This is a genomic window from Pantoea sp. EA-12 (assembly GCF_030053355.1).
GTDB lineage: Bacteria > Pseudomonadota > Gammaproteobacteria > Enterobacterales > Enterobacteriaceae > Pantoea > Pantoea vagans_C.
On sequence record NZ_JASGBY010000006.1, the window covers coordinates 259,374 to 277,149 of the forward strand.

16 protein-coding genes are annotated in these 17,776 nt (G+C 53.2%); 15 read left to right on the plus strand and 1 reads right to left on the minus strand.

The features are described 5' to 3' along the window. The first annotated feature begins 124 nt into the window (after positions 1 to 124). The 3 genes from QMZ30_RS11735 (at position 125) to QMZ30_RS11745 (ending at position 3,676) form a co-directional block, all read left to right on the plus strand. Complete coding sequence (locus QMZ30_RS11735) at positions 125 to 790, plus strand: aspartate/glutamate racemase family protein (protein WP_283227514.1); 666 nt, start codon at positions 125 to 127, stop codon at positions 788 to 790. Beyond that, positions 784 to 2,061 carry a 3-oxo-tetronate kinase gene (otnK, locus tag QMZ30_RS11740; RefSeq protein ID WP_283227515.1) on the plus strand — a complete coding sequence of 426 codons (1,278 nt, stop codon included), beginning with the start codon at positions 784 to 786 and terminating at the stop codon, positions 2,059 to 2,061. Before QMZ30_RS11735 ends, otnK begins: the two co-directional genes overlap by 7 nt. Before the next feature lie 553 nt (positions 2,062 to 2,614). After that, the gene (locus tag QMZ30_RS11745; protein ID WP_442956358.1) at positions 2,615 to 3,676 is read left to right on the plus strand and encodes a GGDEF domain-containing protein; all 1,062 of its coding nucleotides are present in this window, start codon (positions 2,615 to 2,617) and stop codon (positions 3,674 to 3,676) included. Between the two features lie 403 nt (positions 3,677 to 4,079). On the opposite strand, the gene QMZ30_RS11750 is transcribed toward QMZ30_RS11745, so the two are convergent. After that, positions 4,080 to 4,283, minus strand: a complete 204-nt coding sequence (locus QMZ30_RS11750) for a hypothetical protein (protein ID WP_283227517.1) — start codon at positions 4,281 to 4,283, stop codon at positions 4,080 to 4,082. Between the two features lie 1,155 nt (positions 4,284 to 5,438). Between QMZ30_RS11750 and QMZ30_RS11755 the strand changes: the two genes are divergently transcribed. From QMZ30_RS11755 to QMZ30_RS11810, 12 genes are all read left to right on the plus strand, one after another. After that, entirely contained in the window at positions 5,439 to 6,242 is an 804-nt protein-coding gene (locus QMZ30_RS11755; RefSeq protein WP_283227518.1) for a hypothetical protein, read from the plus strand. Positions 6,243 to 6,266: 24 nt separating this feature from the next. Then, positions 6,267 to 6,575 (plus strand): YicS family protein, encoded by a 309-nt coding sequence (locus tag QMZ30_RS11760; protein ID WP_282996464.1) that lies wholly within the window; start codon positions 6,267 to 6,269, stop codon positions 6,573 to 6,575. A gap of 45 nt (positions 6,576 to 6,620) precedes the next feature. Further along, positions 6,621 to 7,811: an OmpP1/FadL family transporter gene (locus tag QMZ30_RS11765; protein ID WP_282996465.1), complete on the plus strand. Its 1,191-nt coding sequence runs from the start codon at positions 6,621 to 6,623 to the stop codon at positions 7,809 to 7,811. A gap of 101 nt (positions 7,812 to 7,912) precedes the next feature. Further along, complete coding sequence (locus QMZ30_RS11770) at positions 7,913 to 9,496, plus strand: arylsulfatase (protein ID WP_282996466.1); 1,584 nt, start codon at positions 7,913 to 7,915, stop codon at positions 9,494 to 9,496. Between the two features lie 50 nt (positions 9,497 to 9,546). Next, positions 9,547 to 10,842, plus strand: coding sequence for an anaerobic sulfatase maturase (locus QMZ30_RS11775; protein ID WP_282996467.1), 1,296 nt, complete (start codon positions 9,547 to 9,549; stop codon positions 10,840 to 10,842). Then, positions 10,839 to 11,840, plus strand: coding sequence for an AAA family ATPase (locus tag QMZ30_RS11780; RefSeq protein WP_282996468.1), 1,002 nt, complete (start codon positions 10,839 to 10,841; stop codon positions 11,838 to 11,840). Before QMZ30_RS11775 ends, QMZ30_RS11780 begins: the two co-directional genes overlap by 4 nt. Further along, complete coding sequence (locus QMZ30_RS11785) at positions 11,840 to 12,766, plus strand: DUF58 domain-containing protein (protein ID WP_282996469.1); 927 nt, start codon at positions 11,840 to 11,842, stop codon at positions 12,764 to 12,766. The genes QMZ30_RS11780 and QMZ30_RS11785 overlap by 1 nt, the downstream gene beginning before the upstream one ends. Then, positions 12,747 to 13,187, plus strand: a complete 441-nt coding sequence (locus tag QMZ30_RS11790; protein ID WP_282996470.1) for a DUF4381 family protein — start codon at positions 12,747 to 12,749, stop codon at positions 13,185 to 13,187. Before QMZ30_RS11785 ends, QMZ30_RS11790 begins: the two co-directional genes overlap by 20 nt. Further along, positions 13,180 to 14,157: a VWA domain-containing protein gene (locus tag QMZ30_RS11795; protein WP_282996471.1), complete on the plus strand. Its 978-nt coding sequence runs from the start codon at positions 13,180 to 13,182 to the stop codon at positions 14,155 to 14,157. Before QMZ30_RS11790 ends, QMZ30_RS11795 begins: the two co-directional genes overlap by 8 nt. Then, complete coding sequence (locus QMZ30_RS11800; protein ID WP_282996472.1) at positions 14,154 to 15,674, plus strand: VWA domain-containing protein; 1,521 nt, start codon at positions 14,154 to 14,156, stop codon at positions 15,672 to 15,674. The genes QMZ30_RS11795 and QMZ30_RS11800 overlap by 4 nt, the downstream gene beginning before the upstream one ends. Beyond that, a complete protein-coding gene (locus tag QMZ30_RS11805; protein WP_283227519.1) occupies positions 15,671 to 16,687 on the plus strand; it encodes an oxygen tolerance domain protein in 1,017 nt (338 codons plus the stop codon). Before QMZ30_RS11800 ends, QMZ30_RS11805 begins: the two co-directional genes overlap by 4 nt. Beyond that, positions 16,684 to 17,691, plus strand: a complete 1,008-nt coding sequence (locus tag QMZ30_RS11810; protein WP_282996476.1) for an HAD family hydrolase — start codon at positions 16,684 to 16,686, stop codon at positions 17,689 to 17,691. The genes QMZ30_RS11805 and QMZ30_RS11810 overlap by 4 nt, the downstream gene beginning before the upstream one ends. Positions 17,692 to 17,776 lie beyond the last annotated feature (85 nt).

Consider the following 17,776-nt stretch of genomic DNA (forward strand, 5'->3'; position numbering starts at 1 on the left):
ACTCAAATTATTTATGTGATCAACATCACTCAATAAGGATAAATGTAAGCCCTTACATTTTATTTTTCCCTTGGGTATGGTGTGCTGTAAAACAGAACTCTTACGGCTGATAACGGAGACAGTGATGAGCCCACGCATAGTTTTACTGCATGCCACCCCGGTGGCGATGACCCCGATACATGAAGCGTTCAACGATCTGTGGCCCGAAGCCGAGACAGTGAACCTGCTGGATGATGGTTTAACGATTGATCGCGCCAAAGAGGAACGACTCTCCCCGCTTTTAAGCGACCGTTTTGTTGCATTGGGACAATACGGCTATTCCATGGATGCTCAGGGCATCCTGGTGACCTGCTCCGCGTTTGGTCCGGCGATTGATCAACTGGCCGCCACTCTACCCATCCCGGTGTTGAAACCTAACGAAGCGATGTTTGAAGCCGCGTTACAGCAGGGTAAACGCATCGGCATGCTGGCAACCTTTGGCCCCTCTTTGGTTACCATGTGCGAGGAGTTTGAACGTTATGCCGAACTGACTGGTTCCCAGGCAACGCTGGAAACCGTGCTGGTCCCGGACGCCATTGATTTGCTGCGCAAAGGGGATGTTTCCAGCCACAACCGGCTAGTGGCAGAGGCCGCGCCCAAACTTTCCCATTGTGATGCCATTATGCTGGCGCACTTTTCCACTTCTCGTGCCGCTGCGGCTGTGCGAGAGCGTGTGAATGTACCCGTTCTGACTGCGCCTCACGCGGCGGTTAACAAACTGCGCGCTGCGCTGGAGGGCCCATCATGCTGATAGGAGTGATCGCCGACGATTTTACCGGTGCCAGCGATATCGCCGTTACCCTGTCCAAAGGGTTACCCGGAGAAGGTGGGCTGAGTACCACCCAGTATCTCGGCGTACCTGTGCAGCCCGCGCGACCTGAAGTTGAAGCAGGTGTGATTGCGCTGAAATCACGTTCATTACCCGCTGCGGTAGCGGTTGAACAGTCCCTTACTGCCTGCGAATGGTTGCTGGATCAGGGATGCCAGCAAATCGTGTTTAAATATTGTTCTACCTTCGATTCAACCGATAAAGGCAATATCGGACCGGTTCTGGATGCCTTAACGAAGCGACTGAAGGCGAAGCGGGTGATAGTCTGCCCGGCCTTTCCGGCAATGGGGCGCACGCTATACCAGGGTAACCTTTTTGTTAACGACCGCCCTCTCAATGAGTCCGGGATGGAGCATCACCCAGTGACACCGATGAAAGATGCCGATGTCCGACGTCTGCTTTCACGTCAGGCTGAGACGCCGGTGCGCCATATCAGCTGGCAGCAGGTGGTTAAAGGGAGTGAAAGCCTGCGTAGTGCTTTGCATGCCGATGCATCCGAAGCGGCACAGCTGGTGGTGGTGGATGCCATAAGCGATCATGATCTGACCATTATCGGCATATCGGCCGCGCAAGCACCGCTTATCAGTGGCGGATCGGGCATTGCTATGGCTTTGCCGCATAATTTTATCCAAGCGGGCAAGGCTGAAGGAGGCGTGCAGGATTACCCTGTTGTGCAAGGGCCAACAGCCATTTTGGTCGGGAGTTGTTCGGGCGCCACCCGTGGCCAGATTGAGGAACACCAAAAGCAGTATCCCGTGCTGGCGCTGGATATTCAGGATGTGATGAACGGCCGCGTGAATGCCGATGAGGTGGTGGCGTTTATTTGCGGGCATCAAGAGTCACTCCCGCTCGTCTACTCTTCGGGCGATCCTGAGAGTGTGAAGCAGGCACAGCAGCAATACGGCCAGGAGAATATTTCCCAACAGCTGGACGCGTTGTTTGGCGAAGCGGCCAGAAAACTGGTTCATGAACAAGGCATTCAGCGGCTGGTGGTGGGTGGCGGAGAGACTTCCGGCGCGGTGGTTAGCGCGCTGAACCTGCATTCGCTGCAAGTTGGGGAAGAGATTGATCCTGGGGTTCCTGCCCTCTTTCACACGGCCAGTAAGCCGTTAGCGCTGGCGCTGAAATCAGGGAATTTTGGGCGGCGGGACTTTTTTAGCCACGCGTTGAGGGTGTTGGGAGGGGGGGATTGATTTAGTTTATGATTGGCATGCCGTGGTTTTATTTTTGGAGCTACGGCAGATCATGCTAATTATGTTAAATATAGTTTTGGTTATGCATTTTGTACTGCGCTTTGCTGTTACCTGCTGCTGAGGTTTTTATCATTATCCTATGTTGTGCGCACCTTTAACCCAATTCGTCCTTCAGAATGGCCTTGTCGAGGCTCAGGTCGGCAACCAGTTTCTTAAGGCGATGGTTTTCTTTATCAACTTGCCGCATGTGCCTCAGTTCTGGAGGAATCCTGCGGTACTTTTTTCGCCAGATTTAAAACGCAGCGTCGGAGCTGCCCGGCTCCGGCAGACTTCGGGCTGACCTACCCATTTCAGCCTGCTTAGGGGCAAAGACTATCTGCGCTTCGGTAAAACGTATTTAGATATAACAGGCCAGATTTAATCGCCTCTGCTCACTTATCTGCCTGCAGTGATATATGCTCATTTTAATTCCGGATAAAACGAGGCGGCTATGAGCACTGGTATAGAACGCAGGCGGGTTAAGGGGCTGGAACCATGGACGACACGGGATGAAATGATAAGGCATGCATTCAGAAGGAGTCTGCCCTGGTTCGCCTTCGTCAACGTGAGCTTTGCGCTCATGGTGTTAATGAGAAGCAAACTGTTCGACACAATTCCCCAAACGCCCATGGAGCGTGAAACGCTGCTTTCATGGATTGACCTCTCGATGTCCCTCATTATCACCGCCTCTCTCGGGCTGCTTTCACTAATTTTTCTTTTACGTAAGCCGGTCAGACTGCTGGCAAAAGTGTTTCTGCTCGCTATCAGTGTGCTGTGGTCAGTGACCGCGTACTACTTTGTTGCCCATTGGCAGCTCCCGTTTGGCTGGCCACTTATCTGTGTGCTAATGTTATCCGGTCTTGCCGCGCTCTATTTTCATCTGTCCAGCCTGCTCTGCTATTTAATGCCGATGTGGCTCTCCATGCCAGTCATCAGCTTTGAGCTGAATCTCGGACTTATTCCACAGTTCATTGTACTGTGGCTCATTCTGACGGTAATTCTTGTATACGGACGGATAAACCTCAACCGGTGGTTCAGCGACGCCTGGCATCGTTTTGAATTGAATCAGCTACTGATTGGTCGACTGGACCTCATGGCAAGCCAGGACGCACTTACAGAAATTGCGAACCGCCGCACGCTGGAATCTTATCTGTCCCAGCTCTGTTCGCAGGGTGCGGCGTTTTCGCTCATCATGCTGGACGTGGACTACTTCAAGCGCTTTAACGATGCATACGGCCATCAGGCCGGAGATGACTGCTTGACCCGGGTAGCCCGTGTGCTGAAGTCTGCGGTACGCTCACCTGAGGATCTGGTCGCGCGCTACGGTGGTGAGGAGTTCACACTGGTTCTGACAAACGCAACAACGAAAGAGGCCATAATGGTGGCTGAACGCATACGTCAACAACTGGAACAGGCCGCCATAGCGCATTCCGCTTCGGATATCAGTTGCTGGGTCACGGTCAGCATGGGCATTGCTGAGACACGCGGCGGGCTGGCACCGGAACAGGTGATTACCCTGGCAGATGAGGCGCTATACCGTGCAAAGCATCAGGGTCGCAACCGCTGGGCGCATTAAACATTCGCAAATGTGGGCAGGATCTAAGCAAATCATGACATATCCGAGCAACGTATCTGAGAGAATTGCTGGCTGTAGTTTTCACGGCTTTTCATGCGTAAAGCATCTGCCGCAGCCCCCAACTTTGGTGATTTTCAGTTATCGCGAGGAAAGTGGAATTAATTTTCTCGTCAGATATCTGCTGCAGGATCCGGCACTGAGTGCGAAGGTCGTTAATCAGCAGTTGCTGCCCATTAAGTCTAGCAGTTGAGTATAGTAAGAAATAATGCCAAGACTGATGGGCTTCTTATCATCTTAAAGCCTCTTGAATAACCACGTGTTTAAAAAACACCTCAGCCTCTGCATCGGAGAGGAGTATGGCCTATTATTCTCCACCTAGTTGTTGCTTTTAAAAGGCTGGAGATCAACCGGAGGCACCTTTACGCATCCAGAAGAGCGCATCATCGATGATACGCGAGACAGAAGGAGCGCCGCATGCACGCTTTTTCTTTTCAAGCATAGTCACGATGCCTACGCTGTCGACAATTCTGCCACGATCAATTAACTCAAGTACAGCTTCCCCGATGACACCTGTTAGCAAAGGGGATGAAGTTACTTCTTCAGGCATGTGTCCCATTATCATTATCCACAATTAGAAAATTCTTAATTAAGTATTTATACTGATGTGACCTCTTACCTGCAATCAAACTTTGCATGAGTTCGACAGTTATACGAAATTTTCAGACAAATGCGAGAGTTTTGGAAAATCCCGAAGATTAAAGTTGGCCCACATTTTGCCTAACTGAGAAATTATTTAGTGCCAAATTTACGTAAGGAACTGGCTTACGTACCGATCCGATTAGTCGTGGCATAACATGCATAATTCAATGAAAAATCAGCCAAAGATTAGAGATAGGTTTAATAATAGATGCATGATTTTAACTTGAAACTCTTGGTTTTTTAGAAATCCTTCAAGAGTGACTGGAGTGGTACTCGATGAATGTGGCGATGAGTTTAGCCAATAACTTTTTTGACTGTGAAGACGATTTTTTATGTAAAATATATCTTATGCAGACAAAGCTTTTCGACTTGATTAAGTAACTCTCCTCCATTTACCCCAAAAACGTTATGCAGTTAACATTTTTTAACTTTTTATTCAATGCAATAGTGATAGGCCATTTATAATTTCATGGTGATAATTTAGCGCCAAATTAAACATAAGTGACAATAGCATATTGCATTGATTTGTAATGTTTTTTAAAGTAATTCGTGGTTTTTTATAAAGTCATGGAGCGTAATTATTAATTGGCGCTTTCCCCTTGCAAATGACTTTACCAATTCCAAGTAGAGATTGATTGGGTTTATATATTGCTTTTATTGTTATTTAATTATATTTCAGATAATTACAGTTTGAGCAACACTAAACTTAAGTGTTCCCTATTTTCATTGCCTGCATGTTTTGTGAGGAAAGTCTGATTTTTGAGAGGTTAAATCTACCTTTTTACTCAACCTTTTATCTAATTCATTTTATTATTTCAATGAGTTAAGTAAGCCCTGGGTTTTTTGTTGCTCAGGTTAGATTCTATTGTCTTTCCTACAGGGCAATATTACTGAGTATCGTCGAAATTTTTTTGAAATTTACTCTTGCGTCCGGGTACATTTGAAACTAAGGTTGTTTCAAAATATTAATATAATCAGTGCTTTCTACCTTTGAATTTCACCAGGTATAGCTTGTAATGGGGTTTAACTACTCCGTCCTTATTCCTAGAATATTGAGGGCGCTATGTTTATTGCGAAGGCTTGCTTTAATCGAGCACTGGTGATGGGTTTGTTATTTGTCCTGGCATTCAATGCTTCTTCAGCACAACCGCAGGGGGATTCCGCTCAGGCGAATAACCCCCTTGCCAATATGACTGCATTTAATATGCAGAATTATTATATTGGCGATGTAAGCGGAACTGATAAAGATGCTAACCAGTTCTGGCTGCGCTATGCACAACCTTTTTCTCTGAAGGAAAGCCACTGGCTGTTACGCGCCTCTCTCCCTGTAAATACCTATCCCGTTGGGCCGGGCGGCGGACATCAGACCGGCACCGGAGATTTGAACCTCTTCACCGCCTGGTTAATTGATACCGGCAATCCCTCGATCAGCTTTGGGTTTGGGCCGCAGCTTACTGCGCCTACAGCTTCTGAACATGCGCTAGGCAGCGAAAAATGGTCTGCAGGACTGGTTAACGTGCTGTTTAACGCCAGCTCGCCAGTATTTCAGTATGGCTATCTGGCTTCCTGGCAGCACAGCTTCGCCGGAGAGGGGAACCGCAGCGACGTCAATATCGGCGCCTTCCAGCCGTTCGCTTTTTATCAGCTGGGAGGTGGCACGTATCTCCGCTCCGCGCCCATCTGGAATTATAACTTCCAGAATGACAGTTACGGCATACCTCTTGGTCTTGGTGTGGGCCAGGTAATCAAGAGCGGCAAAACGGTTTATAACTTCTTTGTTGAGCCTCAGGGCAGCATTGCCGACCACGGTCCTGGTCAGGCGCGCTGGCAGATTTTCTTTGGGCTCAATCTGCAATTTCTTAACTAATTAAATTCACCTGGGAGCATAGCTATGCACCTATTTACAGATCCTAAATTTCGACGGTTTGCTTCGGCAGTGCTTGTTTTCATCTCTGCCGCCGGTTATGCAGCCCCCTATGACAGCGTTGGTTTTGCGCTGCGCCAGCAGGCGATGATTAATGATTTAAGGACCCATTGCCGCATAAGCCTACAAGTGTCGGATGAAAAAATCCGCAGCACCTTTATGGCCGATCCTGAAAACCATCAGACGCTTATTAAAGCAGCCGATGCTATGAAAGCGGGCGATCGGGTTCGTTATGCACGTACTCTGGCTGATATACGCTGCCCATCAATGCTGTAAGTCAGATCCGTTTTTCTTACCGGTCTGCATTGGAATGGAGACACGATGAAACTGTATCCTGCTTTGATCTTAAGTGGCTGTTTGTCCCTCCCAACTCATGCCGCGGGTCTTTACCTTTATGAAATTGCGACCGAGGATACCGGGCTAGCTGGTGCTGGTCAGGCGGCGCGTGCGCAGGATGCCTCCACGCTTGTCACAAACCCAGCAGGAATGACGCGACTACCTGACCGGATGTTTACGGGCGGCTTACAGGCTCTTTATGGTGATACGCCCTACCGGCTTGACGATGATGCTGGGCTACAGGGTAACAGTCCTGGCAATACCATCGGCTGGTTTCCCGGGGCCAGTATGTTTTACCATCAGCGCATCAACGATCAGTGGTCTGCAGGCATCGGGCTGTATGGAAATTACGGCCTGGGGCTCGATTTTGGGGAGTGGGCCGGTGACCGGCTCATTAAAAAAAGCACGCTGGTGGGGATGACCCTGAGCCCCGCGCTGGCCTGGAAGCTGAGCGATAAGGTGTCCTGGGGCGTAGGCGTGGGGATCAATTACGGCTACCTGTCTCTGACGCGTGACGTCGCGGGCTCAGATCAGAAACAGTCCGATCATGACTGGGCGCTGAATTTTCGCACCGGCCTGCTGTTTGATTTGACCGATGCGACGCGCGCGGGTGTCACTTATACCAGCAAAACCGAATATCACTTCAGTATCGACGGCGCAGCCCGTTTCCCCCAGCTCCCGAATCAGCAATACAGCCTGCCGATCACTGCGCAGGTGAATACGCCTGCTCAGCTGATGTTCAGCCTTGTCCACGATATTAATACTCAGTGGTCAGTGATGGGCGACTTAGGCTGGCAGGACTGGAGCGCCTACGGCGCCAATCAGGTCACCCTGGTGGATACCACACCTGAACGGAATAACCGCCTTAAAGATACCTGGCACACTGCGCTGGGACTGCAGTTTCGTCCTGATGATCGCTGGCGTCTCAACAGCGGTGTGGCTTACGACAGCAGTTTCTATCGTTCACAAAGTGATACGTCTCTGACCATGCCGTCCGGTGATGCGTGGCGATTCGGCGTGGGAGCACAGTATCAGCTCACCCCCTCCAGCAATATCGGCGCTGCCTTTGAATACCTGATGATGGACTCCTCACACGTAACGGCTCCGGCACTAAAAGGCAGTTATGACAATCCTGCCATTTACTTCCTGAGCATCAACTACAGCCAGACTTTTTAACCTGACCGAAAGGAGATTAGTGCAGTGCAGTTTGTTTAGTCGTAAAAGCGGAGCGGCTCACTTTTGCCGTTCCTTATGAGCCCCCACTTTGGAGCGCAGAAATGTTAAAAGTCCCTTTTTGCAAATCCCTGCTCGCGACGATGTTGACGGTCGCCTGCTGTTCCGGTAGCGCTCTGGCTGCGGATAACAGCACAACGCCGCAGACAGCACCGGAGCAAAACAAAAGTAAACCCAACATCGTGGTGATCTTTGGTGATGATATTGGCTACTGGAATCTCAGCACCTACAACCAGGGAATGATGGGATATAAAACCCCGAACATCGACAGTATTGCCGCTGAAGGGGCGAAATTCACGTCTTACTACGCCGAACAGAGTTCAACCGCCGGACGCTCGTCCTTCATCACCGGACAGATGCCGTTCCGTACCGGAATGAGCAAGGTGGGCATGCCAGGTGCGCCACAGGGTCTGCAAAAAGAAGATCCCACTATTGCCAGCATTCTTAAGCAACTTGGCTATGCCACTGGTCAGTTTGGTAAAAATCACCTCGGTGACCGGGATGAATTTTTACCCACCGCGCACGGTTTCGATGAGTTTATGGGTAACCTTTACCACCTCAATGCAGAAGAGGAGCCTGAAAACCCTGACTATCCTAAAGACCCGGCCTATCGTAAACAGTTCGGACCGCGCGGGGTTATCAAGTCTACTGCTGACGGAAAAATAGAGGATACCGGTCCGCTGAATACCAAGCGTATGGAGACCGTTGATGAGGAGACTCTGGCGGCAAACAACGACTTTATGGAACGGCAGGTCAAAGCCAACAAACCTTTCTTCACCTGGTATAACACCACGCGCATGCACAACAAAACGCATATCAAGCCGGCCGATAAAGGGGTGACCGGGTTGGGTGATTATGCGGATGGGATGGTTGAGCATGACAAGATTATCGGTGAGGTGCTGAAGAAAATTAAAGATCTCGGCATCGAAGACAACACCATTGTCGTTTATACCACAGATAACGGCCCGATGATCGCGACCTGGCCTGACTCAGGGATGACACCGTTCAGGGGTGAGAAAAACACCGGCTGGGAGGGCGGTTTCCGTGTACCGGCGATGATCAGATGGCCGGGTCACATCAAACCTGGTACGGTCATCAACGATATGTTTGGCAGTAACGACTGGTTCCCTACCCTGGTTGCTGCGGCTGGCGTACCGGATATCAAGCAGCAACTGCTTAAAGGCTACAAAACCAATGCCATGACCTACAAAGTGCATCTGGACGGTTATAACCAGCTGGACTTCCTGCAGGGTAAAGGTCCGGACCAGCGCAAAGAGTTCTTCTACTGGAGCGATGACGGTGACCTGCTGGCGATGCGCTACGGTCGCTGGAAGGCTCACTTTATGATTCAGGAACATACCGGCCTGGATCTGTGGAAGTATCCGTTCGTCAAACTCCGTACTCCGCTAATTTTCGATCTGGAAATCGACCCGCTTGAACGCGGTTCTGATGGCATGGACTACAACCACTGGTTCTATGACCGTCTGTTCCTGCTGGGTGGGGCGCAGAAATACGCCGCTGATATGTTGCAGAGCTTCAAAGAGTTTCCGCCACGCCAGAAACCGGGTTCTTTCACGGTTTCTGACGTGCAAAAACTCATTGATGAAGGCAGCCCCGCGACCAACTGATCCTGCTCACCCCTACCGGGCAAAATACTGCCCGGTTTTCGGAGGCCAAGATGAAATACAGCACTACATTGCCCGTAAAACCCTTACCCTCCGCGGAGAAGTACAACGGAAAAGGGCCTGTATACAAACGCCGCTTTCATGTCATGGCCAAACCCTCGGGCTCCACCTGTAACCTTGACTGCACCTATTGTTTTTACCTGTCAAAAGAACAGCTGCTCCACCAGGACCGGCACACCGGGATGAGCGATGAAGTGTTAGAACAGTTCATCCGGCAGTATATCGAGGGGCAGGATGGCGACCAGGTGGTGTTCTCCTGGCAGGGAGGCGAGCCCACGCTGATGGGCCTGGAGTTTTTCGAAAAAGTGGTCGCTTTTCAGAAGCAGTACAAAAAGCCTGACCAGAGAATTGAAAACGATCTCCAGACGAACGGCGTTCTGCTCAATGACAAATGGGCAGCATTCCTTAAGAAACATCATTTCCTGGTGGGCATTTCGATTGACGGGCCGCGGGAATTACATGACCGGTACCGCGTAACGCGAAGCGGCAAACCCACTTTTGATAAAGTCATGGAGGGCGTGGATGCGCTCAAGCGCCATGATGTGCCATTTAATGCACTGGTCACCGTCAACAGAACCAATGCGCGCTTCCCCCTGGAGGTTTATCGCTTCGTGACCCGCGAGCTGGGTGCCACTTACGTGCAGTTCAACCCCTGCGTAGAGCCTGTTGACTTCAAAAGCACGGCACCCCAGTTCTGGCGTGATGACACCATTCCTGTCACCGGTACGCGACGCGCGCGGCCGGGCGATCTGGACTCCATTGTGACCGACTGGTCCGTTGACCCCTATGACTGGGGGCAGTTTCTGATAGCGGTTTTTGAAGAGTGGGTTAATAACGATCTGGGACGCGTGCAGGTTAACCTTTTTGAAACCGCGGTAGCCCAGACGATGGGCATGCCGGCGCAGATTTGCACCGCGTCAGAATTTTGCGGCAAGGGGCTCGCCATTGAAAAAAATGGCGATATTTACTCCTGTGACCACTACGTTTACCCGGAATATCAGATAGGCAACATTGAATACAGCAAGCTTTCTCACCTGGCCTTTTCTGAACGTCAGCAGTCATTCGGTATGGGTAAGCGCGACACCCTGCCAAAATATTGCAGGGAATGCCCGCATCTGAAGCTCTGCTGGGGTGAATGCCCCAAAAACCGTCTGGTCCGGACCCCCGATGGTGAACTGGGCTTGAACTATCTGTGCCCGGGGATCAAAGCGTTCTTTAATTATGCCGAGCCCATTCTGGTGGGGATCACCACGTTACTGAAACGTGACTTTGCAGGAGTGCGGAAATGAATGCCACCGAAAAGATGCTTCAGCTTGAACAAAGTATGAATACTCAGGTGCTGGGTCAGCAGGAACTGGTGCGGATGTTGATTATTGCCCTGCTCTGCGATGGCCATGTCCTGCTGGAGGGCCTGCCGGGGCTGGCAAAGACCCGTGCAGTAAGGGAACTCGCCCGCCATGTTGAAGGCGTCTTCAGCCGAATTCAGTTCACGCCCGACCTGCTGCCTTCTGACATCACCGGCAGTGAAATTTATCAGCAGCATGCCACGCGAGAAGAAGATCAGTTCCGTTTTCGTCCGGGTCCGGTATTTGGCAATGTAATCCTCGCGGATGAGATTAACCGTGCCTCAGCCCGCGTGCAGTCTGCTCTGCTGGAGGCGATGGAAGAGCGCCATGTAACTGTTGCCGGTAAGAGCTGGCCCCTGCCAGGCGTGTTTATGGTGCTGGCTACCCAAAACCCGGTGGACCAGGAAGGCACCTGGCCTTTGCCGGAAGCGCAATTAGATCGTTTTCTGATGAAAGTGCTGGTCAGTTACCCGACGAAAGAGAATGAGCAACGCGTGATGCAGCTGGTTCGCGGCGAACAGCAGGAGAAATACCGCGCTGAACATGATGCATCGGCGAAACCGGTCGTTACGCCGGACGTAATGCTCACTCAGGGAGACATTGCAGATTGCTGGCGGGCGATTTCAGACATTTACGTTGCCCCCGCCATGGAGAACTACATTGTTAATCTTGTGGAGATGACCCGTCAGCCGGCACAGCTAAGTGAAACCTTCGCCAGCTATGTTGCGTTAGGCATCAGTCCACGCGGTACGCTGGCACTGGATCGGGCTGCCCGTGCGCAGTGCTGGCTTGAAGGCCGCGATGCGGTCCTGCCTGAGGATATAAAACGTATTGCACCGGCGGTACTGCGTCATCGTCTGATGCTGAGTTATCAGGCCAGCGCCGATAATCAGAGCGAGGACGACGTAATTCGTCTGCTGCTTGACGCCGTGGTGGCCTGATGGACGCGCGTCTGACCGTGACGTTACCCCAGCTGATGCATCTGGCGGGTGCGGCACAGCAACTGAGCAACCTTCCTGCGCAACTGCCGCCTGGCGCCATGGCCGGAGAGCGGACCTCGCGTCAGCAGGGGCGCGGGCTGAACTTTGACAGCCTGCGGCGCTATCAGCCGGGTGATGACGTAAGGCTGATTGACTGGCAGGCCACGGCGCGCCTGCGCGCGCCCTGGGTCAGGCTCTACAATGAAGAGCGGGAGCGTCCGGTAATTCTTTTAGTCGATCAGCGGCTGGACATGTATTTTTCCACCCGCGGTCAGACCAAGTCGGCAGCGGCAGCCGAAATCGCTGCACTGCTGGCCTGGCGGTGCTGGCACGATAACGATCGGCTCGGGTCCGCCGTGTTCAGTGATGATGAAATCGCTTTTCAGCGCTGCCGTTCACCAAAACGCTCGCTTCACCCTCTGTTTGCAGATTTGCTGAGGCTGAACCAGTCGCTGGCATCACGTTACCCGCGTGAACCGGCGCAACCTCTCAGCTTCACCCATTTGCTGCAGCAGATGAGCCGCCAGATTCCCGCCGGCAGCTGGGTTGCGATGATCAGCGACTTTCATGACATGGACGCTGAGTGCGAGGCACTCCTCGCACGCCTGCGCAGGCGGTGTGAGATAAGCGCCTTTGTCGTGCTGGATGACGTTCACCTGCGCCTGCCTGCTTCAGGTGAGCTTGCAGCCAGCTACCAGCAACAGCGCGTTGCCCTATCCCTTTCCCCACAGCTACAACGCCAGATTGCGGACGTGACCAGCGGTCGTCTGGCACGCCAGGAGAAGCGGTTACTCAGTCTGGGGATCGAGGTTCGTCAGATTAACGTCGGTGAACCAATACTTCATCAGCTTCAGACCGGAGGCGCACGTGCTGGAAAAAGGCTTTAGCGTTCCGCGTTTGCAAAATCCTGCGCTGCCCACAGAGCTCAGCTGGCTTCCACTGCCAGAAGGATGGTACTGGCTGGCCGCCATCCTGCTGATGACGGCCAGTCTGTGGCTGCTGCTGCGCATTGCTCGCTGGCGACGAAATGACTGGCGTCGTCAGGCTACGCGTCAGCTTGCGATGCTGGCCGGGGCAGACCAGTGCCTGAACTGGATTAAACAGGTCAAGCTGATTCATCAGCCGCGAATAACGGTAAGCAGCCAGCATTATGTCATCCAGTTGCTGCATGACTTGCCTCTCAGCAGTGAACTGGTCGAAAAGCTGAACCAGCGCTACTGCCAGCGGGATGACACTCTGGCTCCGGGGGAGCTAATTTCACTCAAACAGCAGCTTAAGCGCTGGCTGCAGGGGCTTCCCGATGTCTGAACTCATCGCTCAACTGGAGTTTGCCTGGCCGTGGATTGGGCTGTTACTGCCATTACCACTGGTCATGCGTTTTCTTCTGCCCCCTGCCCCCGAGGTCGCCGAGCAGGTTCGGGTGCCTTTCCTGCCCACGCTCATTGCTGAATTGTCGCTTCGCCGCGATCCCCCGGCATTACCGATCGCCCAGCGTGGCGTGTTCTGGCTGATATGGATTTTGCTGCTGACCTGCCTTGCTCGCCCGGAATGGCGGCTGCCGCCCACGCTGGTGACGCAGCCGATGCGCAATCTGGTGTTGATTCTGGATGTATCCGGGTCGATGGAGAAAAATGATGCCGGCCCGCAACTTACCCGGCTGCAGGCGGTTCAGCAAACGGTCAGAACCTTTGTCGCTCAGAGAAAAAGCGATCGCATCGGTCTGGTGATTTTTGCCAGCAGCGCCTGGCCGTTTGCGCCTCTCAGTGAGGATAAGCAGGCCCTGCTGACACGTATCGATCAGTTAACGCCCGGCATGGTAGGACAGCAGACTGCGATTGGCGATGCGCTAGGGGTTGCCGTCAAAATGCTGGACAGCAGTGAAGACAGCGACGCGGGGCGGATGGCCATTCTGCTGACGGACGGCAATGATACCGCATCGCAGCTTTCACCCGAACTGGCTGCACAACTTGCAGCGTCACATCATGTTCAGGTCGATACCATCGCCTTTGGCGATCCACAGGCCAGCGGAGAGGACAAGGTGGATAATGCGCTGCTGGCAAAAATCGCCCAGCTGACCGGTGGAAGGGCCTGGCAGGCGAGTACTCAGGGTGATGCGCTGAAAAATGTCTGGCGTGACATTGATGCTCAGACACCTGCACAGGTTAAGACGCTCGGATATTCCACCAGAGTCCCGTTATTTGGCTGGCCGCTGGGGATGGTGATTGTGCTATTGCTGATCACGGCTGGTTGGCGACGCTTGCGGGAGACAAGAAGATGACGTCATTTCATTTCCTTCAGCCATGGTGGCTGCTGACGTTGCCACTCTGTCTGCTTTTAGCATGGTGGCTCAAAGCGCCGCGAAGTGTCTGGCACCGGATAATGGATAAACCCTTTGCGCGAGCGATGATTATTCGCCGTTCAAACCCGCCTCTGCGGCTGGTTCCATGGATCATCGCGCTGGCCGGAATTGCGCTGGCCGGGCCGAGCTGGCACAAGCAACTACCGGATGGCGTGACGCCGCAAAGTAATGTGATGATCATTCTCCAGCAGGATTTCAGCATGCTGGCGCAGGATCTGCCACCTAATCGTCATCAGCGTATGCAACACAAACTGATGCTGCTGATGCAGCAGATGCCCGGCAGCCGGTTCGGGTTAATCGTCTACCGCAACGGTGCCTGGCTGACAACGCCGCTGACGCGTGATCCAGCGTTTTACGCCCTGTTTCTGAACGCCCAGCAGCCAACACTGATGCCAGAGGGGGAAGGCGAGGGTTTACGGGCAGCACTGGCCCTGGCTGATAAAAGTCTTCCGGCCACCCCTCGCAGCATGGTTCTGGTGGCAGATACTCTTGCCCCCGATGAAGCGGCATGGCTGGGCCAGCAATCCTATCCCCTTCAGCTCTGGGTGCCCGGCACAGCGCGTGGCGGAGCCTTACCGGAGACCTATGCTCAGCGTGGTATTGATACGCGGCTCAACGTATCACGCTTTAGTCAGATCCGTGACAACGGCATTCCCGTGACGCTTGCGAGTGGTACTGACGACGATGATATTTCTGCCATCCGTAAGCATATTCAGACCAGCCTGACACAGCAGGAAAATCACCGGCACGATTTGCCCTGGCATAACAGCGGTTACTGGCTGGCGGTGCCGATACTGTTTCTCGTGCTGTTCTGGCGGCGACAGGGAATGCTGGTGGTTCTGCTTGCTTTCACCTTATCGGGACTTCCGTCGGATGCCCGTTCAGCATGGCTTGATGCCTGGATTTCACCAGATATACAGGGCCAGCGTGCGTTTAAAGCAGGCCACTATGCAGAGGCTGCACAGCATTACCAGGATCCTCTTCGCCAGGGGATTGCGTTTTATTATGCCCGGGACTTCAGCGCCGCCAGTGCCGCCTTTCTGCAGGCACCACTCACCCCGGAGAATCTGGTGTGGCTGGCCAACAGTCTCGCCCAGCAGAAAAAATGGCAACAGGCACTGAATACCTACGACCAGGCACTCAGCCTGCGCCCGGACTGGCAGATAGCGCAACATAACCGGGCACTGATCGCTGACATTATCATGAAGCTGCGTCAGCAGGAGCGCGATCGCCAGGCTGAGCAGGGAAAAGAAAAAAATTACGATCCTGATGAAGTGAAAAATGATCTGAAGAAAGATCAGGGTGCAGAACAGAAAGATTTGCAGCCAATCGCCCGTGCAGCGCTACAGGTCAATCAGTGGTACGAGAACCTGACAGTGTCGCCGGGTGGCTTGCTGGAGAATTTCTATCGTTCTTCCGGACCGGAGGCACCATGAGAATATTACTGCTGTGTCTGATCTTTGTTGCCTGTTCAGCACGGAGTGCAATGGACATCACACGCGAACTGGTGGCGCCTCCCGCAGCCGTGCCGGGTCAGCCGCTGCGCGTTGCCATCACATTCTGGACTGACAGCTGGTTTAATCCCCCGCCTGAATGGCCAGACATGACCATTGTCAACGGCTCGCTGGTACCGGGTAACATACCCAACCAGCTGGTCACTAAACAGGCGGCGGGCGTCAGCTGGAGCGGGGTGAGGATGGAGCGAGACCTCATGGCCTGGGACCAGGGTTCTTTACAGCTGCCACAAATGGTCCTGACGCTGGAGTCAGCCGGGCAACCGCCTAAAACAGTGTCACTGGCCGCTCTGGACATCCCGATTCACTGGCCCAAAGGCGTACAGCAACCCGATCGATTTCTGCCCGCGCAGACGCTGAAGTTGACGCAGACGCTGAATTTGTTTCGGGCCGGTGAGGATAAAAACCTGCATGTGGGTGACGTGGTTGAGCGCGAAGTGGTGGTTAAAGCGCAGGGGGTGATCCCCGCTCAGATACCGCCCATCCTTATTGATTTACCCGGCGCGTCCACTCAGCGCCTCACGCCGGTAACGCAAGCCCTGACGCAGGGGCGAGACGAAGTGATTGGTAGCCAGCGCAGTGAAAAATTACGTTATCTGCCTGATACCTCTGGCCCCCTGGTTCTGCCGCCGATCCAGCTGCGCTGGTGGGACACTCAACACCAGCAGTGGCAATTGGCTACCCTGCCCGGCAAGCGTTATGACATTTTGCCCGCACGGCAGGCAGGTAGTGAGAAGGTGCTTCGCGCGCAATCCGGTCTGGCCGGCTGGCTCTGGGTCATGCTGGCTGGCACAGGCGTTGTTCTGCTGATCTGCATCTGGTTCGCCCGCCATCTGCTGCTGCGTGGTATCTGCTTCGCCGCTCTGGCCTGGCGGCGACTTTGGACGATCACATCCCTTCCCGAACTCTATCCACAAAGCAGGAGAAGAAGATGAAACAAGCATGCGTGATAGCGGCATTACTGACGGTGTTATCCGGACCGGTGCTGGCGGCGGATACGCCGCTTTCAGGCTGGCGTGACGGCAAAGCCAAGCGGGCCATCGTGGAATGGGTGACTCAGTCTACAGAGCCGGGTAGCGCCACGTTTATCCCCGTTAATCAGCGCTACGTGGTGTTCGACAATGACGGGACGCTCTGGCCCGAAGCGCCGCTGACGTTCCAGCTGCAGTTTGCCTTCGATGAAATAAAGCGGCTGGCTCCGCATAACCCGGACTGGCGCAGTGATGCACTGGTACAGGCCGTGCTGAATAATGATGTTAAATCTGTGTCAGCGGCGGGAAAGAAAGGCTTAATGCATATTCTGGCGCTGACCCACAGCAACATGACCACCGAAGAGTTTGATGCGCGCGTGAGCGCCTGGGTGGATACGCAGAAGCATGCGCGCTTTGGCTGTAGGTACGATCAACTGGGTTACCAGCCCATGCGGGAGTTACTGGATTATTTGCGTGAGCATGATTTCAAAACGTGGATAATTTCGGGAGGTGGCGTGGATTTCATGCGCGTGCTCGCCGAAAAAATGTATGGCATCCCGCCTGAACAGGTGGTGGGCTCATTCTCACTCTCAGAGTTTTCACTCAGTGATAATGGCAGCCAGATACGTAAAACCATGAACGGTGCGTTTTATGATGATGAGACAGCCAAACCTGTCGCTATCCACCTCTTTATGGGACATCGCCCGGTTGCTGCCTTTGGCAACAGTGACGGGGACGTCCCCATGCTGGAATACACCTCGACCAACCCTGCGGCAAAAACATTTGGCCTGCTGGTTCATCATACCGACAGCACGCGCGAATACGCCTACGATGCTCATCCGCCCGCCAGCGGCACGCTGGTCAATGGCCTGAAACTAGCTGAAAAATATGGCTGGACGGTAGTCGATATGAAGCAGGACTGGGCAACGGTCTTTGACCCGGCATTGTGTCCTGCTATCGCGAAATAAACGGGCTTAAGAGTCGTACTGAATTCAGCAGGCTAAGCCGGAGCCTGATTCATCCGGCATCACAAGGCTGACACGGTTCAGAACC

Coding starts and splice junctions, on each gene's coding strand:
- QMZ30_RS11735 (WP_283227514.1), top strand. CDS start 125: ATGAGCCCACGCATAGTTTTACTGCATGCCACCCCGGTGGCGATGACC.
- otnK (WP_283227515.1), top strand. CDS start 784: ATGCTGATAGGAGTGATCGCCGACGATTTTACCGGTGCCAGCGATATC.
- QMZ30_RS11745 (WP_442956358.1), top strand. CDS start 2,615: ATGATAAGGCATGCATTCAGAAGGAGTCTGCCCTGGTTCGCCTTCGTC.
- QMZ30_RS11750 (WP_283227517.1), bottom strand. CDS start 4,283: ATGCCTGAAGAAGTAACTTCATCCCCTTTGCTAACAGGTGTCATCGGG.
- QMZ30_RS11755 (WP_283227518.1), top strand. CDS start 5,439: ATGTTTATTGCGAAGGCTTGCTTTAATCGAGCACTGGTGATGGGTTTG.
- QMZ30_RS11760 (WP_282996464.1), top strand. CDS start 6,267: ATGCACCTATTTACAGATCCTAAATTTCGACGGTTTGCTTCGGCAGTG.
- QMZ30_RS11765 (WP_282996465.1), top strand. CDS start 6,621: ATGAAACTGTATCCTGCTTTGATCTTAAGTGGCTGTTTGTCCCTCCCA.
- QMZ30_RS11770 (WP_282996466.1), top strand. CDS start 7,913: ATGTTAAAAGTCCCTTTTTGCAAATCCCTGCTCGCGACGATGTTGACG.
- QMZ30_RS11775 (WP_282996467.1), top strand. CDS start 9,547: ATGAAATACAGCACTACATTGCCCGTAAAACCCTTACCCTCCGCGGAG.
- QMZ30_RS11780 (WP_282996468.1), top strand. CDS start 10,839: ATGAATGCCACCGAAAAGATGCTTCAGCTTGAACAAAGTATGAATACT.
- QMZ30_RS11785 (WP_282996469.1), top strand. CDS start 11,840: ATGGACGCGCGTCTGACCGTGACGTTACCCCAGCTGATGCATCTGGCG.
- QMZ30_RS11795 (WP_282996471.1), top strand. CDS start 13,180: ATGTCTGAACTCATCGCTCAACTGGAGTTTGCCTGGCCGTGGATTGGG.
- QMZ30_RS11800 (WP_282996472.1), top strand. CDS start 14,154: ATGACGTCATTTCATTTCCTTCAGCCATGGTGGCTGCTGACGTTGCCA.
- QMZ30_RS11805 (WP_283227519.1), top strand. CDS start 15,671: ATGAGAATATTACTGCTGTGTCTGATCTTTGTTGCCTGTTCAGCACGG.
- QMZ30_RS11810 (WP_282996476.1), top strand. CDS start 16,684: ATGAAACAAGCATGCGTGATAGCGGCATTACTGACGGTGTTATCCGGA.